The sequence below is a fragment of the Pseudomonas sp. FG43 genome, assembly GCF_057809175.1.
Genome location: NZ_JBMDJL010000034.1, coordinates 24,328 through 31,017, shown reverse-complemented (window position 1 = coordinate 31,017; position 6,690 = coordinate 24,328). Strand labels below are relative to the sequence as shown.

4 protein-coding genes, 1 tRNA gene and 2 CRISPR repeat arrays are annotated in these 6,690 nt (G+C 56.7%); of the genes, 2 read left to right on the top strand and 3 right to left on the bottom strand.

The window, feature by feature from the left end; translation table 11 throughout:
- Positions 1-26: 26 nt before the first annotated feature.
- Positions 27-416: a CRISPR direct-repeat array (repeat unit 30 nt; unit sequence GCTTCACTGCCGTATAGGCAGCTCAGAAAA).
- A 91-nt stretch (positions 417-507) separates the two neighbouring features.
- The 3 genes from ACODS3_RS26290 to ACODS3_RS26280 all read right to left on the bottom strand — a co-directional run bounded on the left by ACODS3_RS26290 (position 508) and on the right by ACODS3_RS26280 (position 4,338).
- The gene (locus ACODS3_RS26290; protein ID WP_201005900.1) at positions 508-1,038 is read right to left on the bottom strand and encodes a BRO-N domain-containing protein; all 531 of its coding nucleotides are present in this window, start codon (positions 1,036-1,038) and stop codon (positions 508-510) included.
- A 310-nt stretch (positions 1,039-1,348) separates the two neighbouring features.
- On the bottom strand, positions 1,349-2,617 hold the full coding sequence (locus ACODS3_RS26285; protein ID WP_489036968.1) for a DUF1835 domain-containing protein: 1,269 nt from the start codon (positions 2,615-2,617) through the stop codon (positions 1,349-1,351).
- 252 nt (positions 2,618-2,869) lie between these two features.
- Positions 2,870-3,678: direct repeats of the CRISPR family, unit length 28 nt; unit sequence TTTCTAAGCTGCCTATACGGCAGTGAAG.
- Between the two features lie 575 nt (positions 3,679-4,253).
- A tRNA-Leu gene (locus ACODS3_RS26280) sits at positions 4,254-4,338 on the bottom strand.
- A 117-nt stretch (positions 4,339-4,455) separates the two neighbouring features.
- On the opposite strand from ACODS3_RS26280, the gene queA reads away from it, so the two are divergent.
- Both queA and tgt read left to right on the top strand, forming a co-directional pair.
- Positions 4,456-5,520, top strand: coding sequence for a tRNA preQ1(34) S-adenosylmethionine ribosyltransferase-isomerase QueA (queA, locus tag ACODS3_RS26275; RefSeq protein ID WP_221600723.1), 1,065 nt, complete (start codon positions 4,456-4,458; stop codon positions 5,518-5,520).
- A gap of 14 nt (positions 5,521-5,534) precedes the next feature.
- On the top strand, positions 5,535-6,650 hold the full coding sequence (tgt, locus tag ACODS3_RS26270; protein ID WP_095067087.1) for a tRNA guanosine(34) transglycosylase Tgt: 1,116 nt from the start codon (positions 5,535-5,537) through the stop codon (positions 6,648-6,650).
- The last annotated feature ends 40 nt before the right edge of the window (positions 6,651-6,690 follow it).

The window sequence follows — 6,690 nt, the reverse complement described above, 5'->3', positions numbered from 1 at the left end:
AGAATCGATGGTGGCCGCCGTAGAAGTCTTCACTGCCGTATAGGCAGCTCAGAAATGGAGAAAAGTCGATGGCGATCACTGTGCAGCCTTCACTGCCGTATAGGCAGCTCAGAAAATCACGACCTGGAATTGTTCATGGCTGAGGCGCTTCACTGCCGTATAGGCAGCTCAGAAAAAGCACCCCAAAGGCAGCATCCAGAACATGAGCTTCACTGCCGTATAGGCAGCTCAGAAAATCTGCTCAGGCGTTAGCGTGTTTTGCACCTGCTTCACTGCCGTATAGGCAGCTCAGAAAAGGCGAGCAAATCGGCAAGCTCTGGTATGTCGCTTCACTGCCGTGTAGGCAGCTCAGAAACAGCAGCAACTGCTGCAAATTCTTCCCAGCGCTTTCACTGCCGTATAGGCAGCTCAGAAAATCACCGGATGAATGTCGCCGTCCGGCAATCGACTTCACTGCCTATAAGGCAGTGAAGGCAAAAGCCGTTGATCGTGAAGGCCTGTATCAGTTCAGCTACCAAACGCGCCCCAAACCTTGCGCCACATTCCTTGCCTGGGCTGCGGCGGGACCTCCATCACCACATGCGGCATATCCCGAAACCGAATCCATGATTCGTTACGCCATTGCAATACGCTCAGGGCATTGCCGAACCATTGCATCTGATTCAGACACGGTTGATCGCCCGTGACAGCATGTTGCTGATGCAAAACCGGCAATACGTCATGAGTCAGCCAGTGACGCAGGGCGCGGTTTTCGGGGATGTAATGGTGAACCAGCATCGCAAACACACCAGACTCACTGAGCAGCACGCACTTTTCCCAGCGGCCATGAGCTTGCAGCCAGGCGGTGCGACGTTGATCCGGGTCGAGCTTGAGCGTGGCGCGTTCGTCCAGCTTCTTGCCCATCAGGCGCGCAAGGTCTGCCAGACAAAACCATGCCTGAGCGTCACACACGACGGCACGCAATGCGCGGTGATGGCGGTTGAAAACGAGGGCTTCAAATTGTTCTGTGCAGGGCGCAGAGGGATTGAGGGGGTACATGGTCCGATTCCTTTTACCGTAGAGCTGGGCCATGTCGTCGCCAAACGAGATGGGTGGCAGCTGTGTGCAGGTTGGCGAACCGAGGTAAAAGGTAAACCCGGCAGACCCGAAGGTCTCCCGCACACAGCCGCCATAACACGGAACGACAGGCGCAAAAAAATGCTTCCCACCGTAATTAGGAATGCTGTTGCTACATTTACCATCGGGTCGCCAAACCCGGCCGCTGATTTTGCAGCGAACGGCGCGGAGACTAACGCGCACTGCGAGACGTGGCAACTGCTGGCCGTTCGATGCCTGTTTCAATCACTGCTCATTCAGAGAAGCCAGCCACCTGTTCACGCCAAACCGGCAATAGCTGCTCATCAATCACCCAATGAGACTGCCCAGGACGTATGCAGACACCACCGACCCAACGCTCATGAGCAGCATGCTCCAGCCAATATGCTTCACCCCTCAAAACCTGCTTGCCCAATGGCGTAATCGTCAACAGACGCCGAGGCCATTCCAGATGAACCTCCGACTCGATCAGCAAAGGGCGCGGAGTATCGATCAGCGGTCGCATCATCGCGTGAAACATCAAATCCCCAAGAAACGGCAGCGGTTCGCGTTTGGCCATCAGTTCGGCGAAAACCCTGCCGCATGCCACCGGCCCAGCTTCGTCCACATACTGCAAAGCCAGACGCTCAGTGAGCGACAAACCATCGCGAATACCCGGCAACTCCTGCAATTGCCGCAACAGCGCCGGCGCGATAAAGGGCAGGGCGGCGTTCGGTTCATGAGCCAGTTTCGCCAACGCGACGGGAGATGAATCGCAATAAGCCAGCCACGCCTGACGCGCCAACAGCAGCGCGTCCTCATCGATCAGCCTGCGCTGCGGCCAAAGCCAGGCAAGCACATCGGGAGCCAGTTGCCCGATACCGATAAAACGCTGAACGCCGGGTACATGATCCACCTCAATCAGCTCAAGCTTGCGCGGCAGACGCTCAAGCCCCGCCAGCGCCCGGATCAGGAAAAGCTGGTCATAAGCATCCGCTTCGCACCACAGCACACTATGGTCGGCGTCGCTCAACTGCGTAAGGTTCGAGTATTCATCGTCGAGTCGTCGCTCAGCATCGGCTACATCAATCCCGAAAGCATCGCTGATGAACTGACCGCGAAGCGCCTTGTACGCCTCGGCAGGCAAATCCTGAACCGGCCCCATGCACAGCGGGTCCGCCAGCATCCGAAATGAACCCTTGAAACCCGCCAGTTGCAGGCTGTGCGCAATGTCATTGTCGCAACGCCAATGCACCGTCCGCGCCTCATCACTCGCCTCGAAATCCGGATGCCGCGCCGCAAAATCCACCGCATCCACATGCGCCTTGAGCTTGGGCCAACTGCTGAAACCCAACTCCCGGGCGATCAGCCACTGAGCATCGGACAGCGTCACAGGCGCGGAGGAATGATTACGTGAAATCAGCGAAAGCTCATCAGGCGCAGCGCCATTTTTCATACGCTGCAAAAGCTCCTTGGCCCGCTTGCGCTGCTGCTCAAGGTTGATACGACCGTCATTGGACAATGACGCAGAACGAGTAGACATACGATCTCCTTGCACAAACCTTGTCCGCTTGAAGGTCGGGAGTCGTAGTGACGAATGCGAGAGGCAAGATCCTGGGCGCAGCCCTTTCCGCGGATGGAGGCGTGGATAGCGCCGAGCGGGAATATAGGCAATGGGTCCGATGAAAGCAATGTTCACCGGACCCTGATACTGCGCTTTCTGTGGGACCGGATTTATCCGGGAAGGGCGTCACCGAATAACCATCTGGATGCTGCTGGTCATACATGTAGGAGGTTTCTGGGCTGCCTACACGGCAGTGAAGGCGCTTCCTGTGCCGTTCTGCGGCCTCGGCCTTTTCTAAGCTGCCTACACGGCAGTGAAGATCGCACGAGCGCCTGGCGGTGATTCGGAGCTGTTTCTAAGCTGCCTACACGGCAGTGAAGTGGGGCGCTTCAGATCGCGACCCTGACACCAATTTCTAAGCTGCCTATACGGCAGTGAAGACACGCGGGCTGGTCGTGCCACATCAACATATTTTCTAAGCTGCCTATACGGCAGTGAAGAATCTCGCCGGATTGCTCCCCGAGTTCGGAAATTTCTAAGCTGCCTATACGGCAGTGAAGGTTTTCAACGGCCCACTCGATCATTTCGTACATTTCTAAGCTGCCTATACGGCAGTGAAGGTCCACAAGGCGACTCGCAACAAGGGCAGGGCTTTCTAAGCTGCCTATACGGCAGTGAAGAGCATTCGCACACTCTTTGGTGTAAATCGAACTTTCTAAGCTGCCTATACGGCAGTGAAGTCCCCAGAGGGCCGGGGACCCTGGCGATTTTCTTTCTAAGCTGCCTATACGGCAGTGAAGTTACCAGATTCATCAGACAGCCCATGGACACTTTTCTAAGCTGCCTATACGGCAGTGAAGCGAACGGTCACGCAAACATCAGTGTCGCGATATTTCTAAGCTGCCTATACGGCAGTGAAGCCGCCTACAGCGCGCACGCCGATTCGCCTTCTTTTCTAAGCTGCCTATACGGCAGTGAAGGACTATCTCGGCGAAAAACTTTCGTTTGCGGATTTCTAAGCTGCCTATACGGCAGTGAAGTAGACACCTTGCCTTATAACCCTCCGTTTTTAAAGAGAAATCACGTGCCCAACACTGTTTGACCCTTTTTTCTTAGGCTTCCGTAAGTTATTGATTTTAAAGAAGCCTGAGAGGGCTAGAAAAAAGAGGGTCAGAAAAGGGGTAGTTAAATCGTGGCTTGGCATCGGCAATCTAGGAGTAATGCCGATCAGTTGAGGTCATAGATCGCTTTGTGGGAGGCAGCTTGCTGGCGACTTCACGTACAGACGCAGAATATCTGTCGGTTTCAAGGCCTTTTTCGCCAGCAAGCTGCCTTCTACAAGCTTGCGTGTGCCTCAAATGATCGGCATCGGGATTTGCAATGTCGGAGGGAGAGGTCGGTACATTCAAGGAATATGTATTGTCTGGAATGCCGTCTCGCGAATGAATTCGCTCCTACTCAGGTAGCTACTTTCTTTCATTGGCACGACGATAGTTGTCGCCTGTAAGCGGGCTCCAGGCTCAGCAACCAACAAAATCCAGGCACAAAAAAACCGGCTCAACTGGCCGGTTTCTTTCAAACCCAAGCTCTGCAACCGCTTGGGTGTCTTGCTATTTGGTGCCCCGAGGGAGACTCGAACTCCCACTCCTTTCGAAAACGGATTTTGAATCCGCCGCGTCTACCAATTCCGCCATCAGGGCTCAATGGCGGCGAAGTATAGGGATGCGCATACCGTTGGTCAACAAGGATTTTTGCAGGTTTTTTACTAATCCTTCCAAACCGGATAAACTCCCCGGCCCTGCTTATCGAACACCATCATGCGCGTTGCTGACTTTACCTTCGATCTTCCTGATTCCCTGATTGCTCGCCACCCGCTGGCCGAGCGGCGCAGTAGTCGTCTGTTGACCCTGGACGGGGTGAGCGGCGCGCTGGCGCATCGTCAATTCACTGATTTGCTTGAGCATTTGCGCTCTGGCGATCTGATGATCTTCAACAACACCCGTGTGATTCCCGCACGTCTGTTCGGGCAGAAGGCGTCCGGCGGCAAGCTGGAGATTCTGGTTGAGCGGGTGCTGGACAGTCATCGGGTGCTGGCGCATGTGCGGTCGAGCAAGTCGCCCAAGCCGGGCTCGTCGATTCTGATCGATGGCGGTGGCGAGGCCGAGATGGTGGCGCGTCACGACACGCTGTTCGAGCTGCGTTTTGCCGAAGAGGTGCTGCCGCTGCTCGACCGCGTCGGGCATATGCCGTTGCCTCCTTATATAGATCGCCCGGACGAAGGCGCTGACCGCGAGCGTTATCAGACGGTCTATGCCCAGCGCGCCGGTGCGGTGGCTGCGCCGACGGCGGGTCTGCATTTCGATGAGCCACTGCTGGAGGCGATTGCCGCCAAGGGCGTCGAGACGGCTTTCGTGACGCTGCACGTGGGCGCTGGCACCTTTCAGCCGGTGCGGGTAGATCGGATCGAAGATCACCACATGCATAACGAATGGCTGGAAGTCAGCCAGGAAGTCGTCGATGCCGTGGCCGCGTGTCGTGCGCGGGGCGGGCGGGTGATTGCGGTCGGGACCACCAGCGTGCGCTCGCTGGAGAGTGCCGCGCGTGATGGCGTGTTGAAGCCGTTCAGCGGCGACACCGATATCTTCATCTATCCGGGGCGGCCGTTTCATGTGGTCGATGCCCTGGTGACCAATTTCCATTTGCCTGAATCCACGCTGTTGATGCTGGTTTCGGCGTTCGCCGGTTATCCCGAAACCATGGCGGCCTACAAGGCGGCCATCGAGCATGGGTACCGCTTCTTCAGTTACGGTGATGCGATGTTCATCACCCGCAATCCCGCGCCGACTGCTCCGCAGGAATCGGCCTCAGAGGATCAAGCATGAGTCGCACCTGTCGTATGTCTTTCGAGCTGCTGGCCACCGATGGCAAGGCTCGTCGCGGTCGCCTGACCTTTCCTCGTGGCGTGGTGGAAACCCCGGCGTTCATGCCGGTGGGCACTTATGGCACGGTCAAGGGCATGCTGCCTCGGGATATCGAGGCCACCGGCGCGCAGATCATTCTGGGTAACACTTTCCACCTGTGGCTGCGTCCGGGCACCGAGGTCATCAAGGGCCATGGCGACCTGCACGATTTCATGCAGTGGAAAGGGCCGATCCTGACCGACTCCGGTGGTTTCCAGGTGTTCAGCCTGGGCGCCATGCGCAAGATCAAGGAGGAGGGCGTGACCTTCGCTTCTCCGGTCGATGGCGCCAAGGTGTTCATGGGGCCGGAAGAGTCGATGCAGGTCCAGCGTGATCTGGGCTCGGACATCGTGATGATCTTCGACGAATGCACGCCGTATCCGGCCGATGAAGACGTCGCACGTGTTTCCATGGAGCTGTCGCTGCGTTGGGCCAAGCGCTCGAAAGTCGCTCATGGCGAGAGCACGGCAGCGCTGTTCGGCATCGTGCAGGGTGGCATGCATGAAAACCTGCGCATGCGCTCGCTCGAAGGGCTGGATCAGATCGGTTTCGACGGCCTGGCCATTGGCGGTCTGTCGGTGGGCGAGCCCAAGCACGAGATGATCAAGGTGCTGGATTATCTGCCGGGCCAGATGCCAGCAGACAAACCTCGTTACCTTATGGGGGTAGGCAAGCCCGAAGATCTGGTTGAGGGTGTGCGCCGCGGAGTCGACATGTTCGATTGCGTGATGCCGACCCGCAATGCCCGCAACGGCCATCTGTTCATCGATACCGGTGTCCTGAAGATTCGTAATGCGTTCCATCGCCATGACGATTCGCCGCTGGATCCGACCTGTGACTGCTACACCTGCAAGAACTTCTCCCGCGCTTATCTGCATCACCTGGACAAGTGCGGCGAAATGTTGGGGAGCATGCTCAATACGATCCACAATTTGCGGCATTACCAGCTGCTTATGGCTGGTTTGCGCGAGGCTATTCAACAAGGTACATTGGCCGCCTTCGTCGATGCCTTCTATGCCAAACGCGGCCTTCCAACGCCGCCGCTTGGCTGAAACAGAACCGATTTTTCGTGTTTCTTATACTAATTATGCA